This is a genomic window from Mycobacterium sp. TH-M25, from assembly GCF_057473665.1.
This window is the reverse complement of the sequence record NZ_JBYCLA010000452.1, coordinates 1-3,457: the sequence shown is the minus strand read 5'-3', so window position 1 is coordinate 3,457 and position 3,457 is coordinate 1. Positions and strand designations below refer to the sequence as shown.

The 3,457-nt window shown below is 64.9% G+C and carries 1 protein-coding gene and 2 pseudogenes; 1 reads left to right on the top strand and 2 read right to left on the bottom strand.

Annotation, left to right across the window (positions count from 1 at the left end):
• Positions 1-1,367: pseudogene (locus AC2VOU_RS15395) on the bottom strand (FtsK/SpoIIIE domain-containing protein); the annotation flags it as partial.
• Between the two features lie 134 nt (positions 1,368-1,501).
• Positions 1,502-3,091, bottom strand: coding sequence for a type VII secretion protein EccB (gene eccB, locus AC2VOU_RS15390; protein WP_486958160.1), 1,590 nt, complete (start codon positions 3,089-3,091; stop codon positions 1,502-1,504).
• Positions 3,092-3,240: 149 nt separating this feature from the next.
• Between eccB and AC2VOU_RS15385 the strand changes: the two are divergent.
• Positions 3,241-3,457, top strand: a pseudogene (locus AC2VOU_RS15385) (hypothetical protein); the annotation flags it as partial.

The window sequence follows — 3,457 nt, the reverse complement described above, 5'->3', positions numbered from 1 at the left end:
GCCCCGTGGGGACCATTTCCATCGCGGTTCTCCTCGTAGAAGTTCAGACAGCTCAACTGTGGAGTGAGTTCCTCACCGTTGCGGTGATAGCCGAACGGCACCTGGATCTCGTCGGTGTAGGCGTTGCGCTTCCAAACATCGATCAGGTCGTGGGTCTCGATGTCACCGATGCCGAGTGCTTCGAAGAAGTCCGGAATGTGTTCGGGGGTGTCGATGACCGATTCCAGGCCGATTCCGTAGTTGCGGGGACGGTACCGGTACATGGCACGGGCGAAAGTGTCGGCGACCGGCAGTGACACCGAGTCCGCGGCGGCGCGGTCGAAGTCGTCGACCGTGGACACCCGCCCGTCACGCAGCAGAATGCGGCTCTTGATGTCGGAGACCAGATCCTGGCCGAATCGCACCACCAGCCAGGTCATCCCGGGCAGTCCACCGGCCATGTTCGCCGGCCAGGACACCACCGTGTCTGGCGTGTCGACGATCAGAAGCAGGTGCGGCAGCGTGACGTCGCCGGAGTCCGAGCGCATCCGCTCTATCTGGCTGGCGTGCATGACCGCGAACTCGTCAAGGCTTCGCCAGCTCAGTAGCCGGGCGCCGAGCCCTTTCTCCACCCGAGTCACGTCCTCGTTGTGTGGCAGCCACTTGATCCACTCCCACGACGTCGGATCGTCGGTGACGATCCCGATGTTCAGATCGCTGGGCCTGTGGTTGAACGCCAGTGACATCACCATCGCGCGCACGAGCCCGGTGCGCTCGTCTACGTCGCCACGTAGCGCATAGGACGGGTACTCGTTGAGACGCACGTCGATCGGCAGATTGGCCACCACCGACAGCGTGTTCATCGCCCGCGTGTAGCGGACCATCGTCGTCGGCTCCAACATCTCCGGCACCACATCGTCCCCGGCGATCAGCTTCGGATACAGCGGAGCCACACCGATACCGACACGTGCCCGCAGATATGGGTTGGAGGTCAGGTTCTTCACATCCGGGTCGGATTCATCCTCCGGCGGAACGACCCGGCCGATCTCCGGGTTCGGATCGGCTTGCCACATCTCGTCGGTACCCACCAGTGAGAGCAGATCGGCCGGGTGCGGGAAGCAGCGCGTGCGCAGGTCGTGCATTGCGCGACCCTGCTCGTGCACCTCGGACCGCCGCTCGCGCAGCTCCAGGTCGTATTCCTCGATCTCCTGGTCGATGTCGCCGGAACCGGAGCTCCCGTGGCCTCGCTGGCTCATCATCATCATCAGCATCATCAACATCATGGGCAGCGAGACCAGCATGGAGGTCAGAGCACGAACACCGAGTAGGGCGAACATGACGAACATGCCGACCATTGCCAGCACCATCACGTAGGGCAGGAACTTCATCCACGTAGGGCGGTGGTCGGGAGCCGGTGCGGCCAAAGGCTCCCGTATCTCTACACCTGTCGGCCCCAGCGAAACCGCGGGACGAGGGGGTGGACGGAAGATCGAGAACATATGGAGTCCTTTCGGTTTCGGCGTCAGTGACCGGACTGAGCGACGGGATCGGCGACAGGCTTCTCGGGCGTTTCAGGCGCCTTTTCAGGTGTGGTCTCCGGAGGTGGCTGACCAGCGGAGGTCGGCGGATTCGGCACCTGGAAAACCGGCGTGATGGTTCCCTGCATCACCTGGGCGTTCTTGATCGACAACGTCGCGCCGGGGGCATAGAGCCGGGCCACCGCCCAGGGGATCGGCGTCGGGGCGAGGGTGTCGAAACCGAGTGCTTTGACGGTCGGGTCATAGGAGACCTGGCCTCCTTTCCTGATCACGGCGTCGATCGGGAACCGGGTGCCAGTGGGATCGATCCACAGCAGCTGCTCGACGGCCACCGAGTCGGTGGCGGAACCGGTGGTGCGGGCATACCAGCCGTAGCCGGGACGGGTGATGGCGTCGGTGGCCTGTTCGGTGCTGCCGTTGTTGCGCAGCAGCCGCACCGCCGAGACTCGACCGGTCTCCGTCAGCGGCATCCGGGAACTGGTGAATATCTGGGTTCGTGCGGTCAACTCGCCGCGTGTCTTCGACCAGCTCCAGCACACCGCGGGCTCGCTGATCATCGTCGGCACCGACGACGGGAACCGGGCGTCGTCGACGATGTCCGCACGAGGCTGGGACTGGATCTGGGCCGGGTCGTCGACCAGCCGCTGCGCCGACCCGGTGTTGATCATCATCTGTGCCAGCACGGGGCTGACCAGCTGCACACCATGGGAACCGACTAAGTAGTAGGAACGGGCGCCAGAGGCGGTGGCAACGGTGAGTACGTCACCGATCGAGGAACCGGTGACCACCGGCGATGGCTGGCCGCGATCGGTCAGTGCCGGAGCGGTCAGCACCGGGGACGGCGTGATCGCCCCCAGAAGCGCCTCCGAGACCGTCAACGCTGCGTCGATCAGCGCCGGCGTCAGCCCGAGTGCCGCCTGAGCTGCGTAGTCGGTGCGGCCCACCTCGGCGCGGGTGTCGCGGTAAAGCAGCCACAGCTTCGAAGGATCGGTGACCGGTTTGACCAGAACCGCGCGGTTGACGACGAGACCGGTTCCGCCGTCGAGCATATCGGCGCCGGCGATGACCGCGGTCGTAATGTCCCCGCCGCGCCGCAGAGACAGTGGCACGGCGGTGTCACGCCAATCGCACACCGCCCACAATGCGGTGGCGTCGGTCCGCGGCGTGAGCAGGTTGGGAGCGTTGGGAATCCCCATCAACGGTCCCGTCGGCAGGCTGCGCAATGCCGCATCGGTAACGACCTTGGCCTCGTCGGGGCGGCCGACGATCAAACGGGCAGAAGCCAGGTTGGTGACCGGGTGCAGACGTCCGTTGAATAGAACGAACATGCCGCCGTTGCGGGTGGTCATGATTGCAGCTGCCCCCGCGTCGGGTTTCGGACTGACAAGTGAGGCGACGAACGCCGCTGCCAGGATCAGGCAACCGAGCACGACGCCGATCGACATGGCCCCCCGCAGCCGGGTCAGCGGCGACCCCAGTCCCCGCACGTCCTGCCGGGACAGGGCCTCGTCGACACGGTTCAATTCACGCTTGAACCCTTTGATCTGGCGCGACGTTGTCAGATACCACGGCACGGCGGTCCCCTTCAGTGGTGCGAGTTGCCTTGCTGCGGGCAGAGAGTGCTCTACAGGGGCCGCACGGGCATGCTGCGGCGCGAGTTCGGGACCCGGCGAACACTCCTGATATTCTCTAAAATAAAGAACCGATCGTTTGGAAGATGCCCATGCCGGCTACACGCGCGGCCACACGAGCCGCACCGAACCCACAGCGCACCACGCTGACCAACAGCACGCTTGGCGCCGCGATCCGGCGTTCTCGTCACGGACAAGGACTGCTGCTCGACGCACTGGCGGAACGGGCCGGAATCAACATCAAGGTCATGTCACGCATCGAGTTGGGCGAACGCCCCTGCCGCGTCGCGGAAATGGTGAGTATCGCCC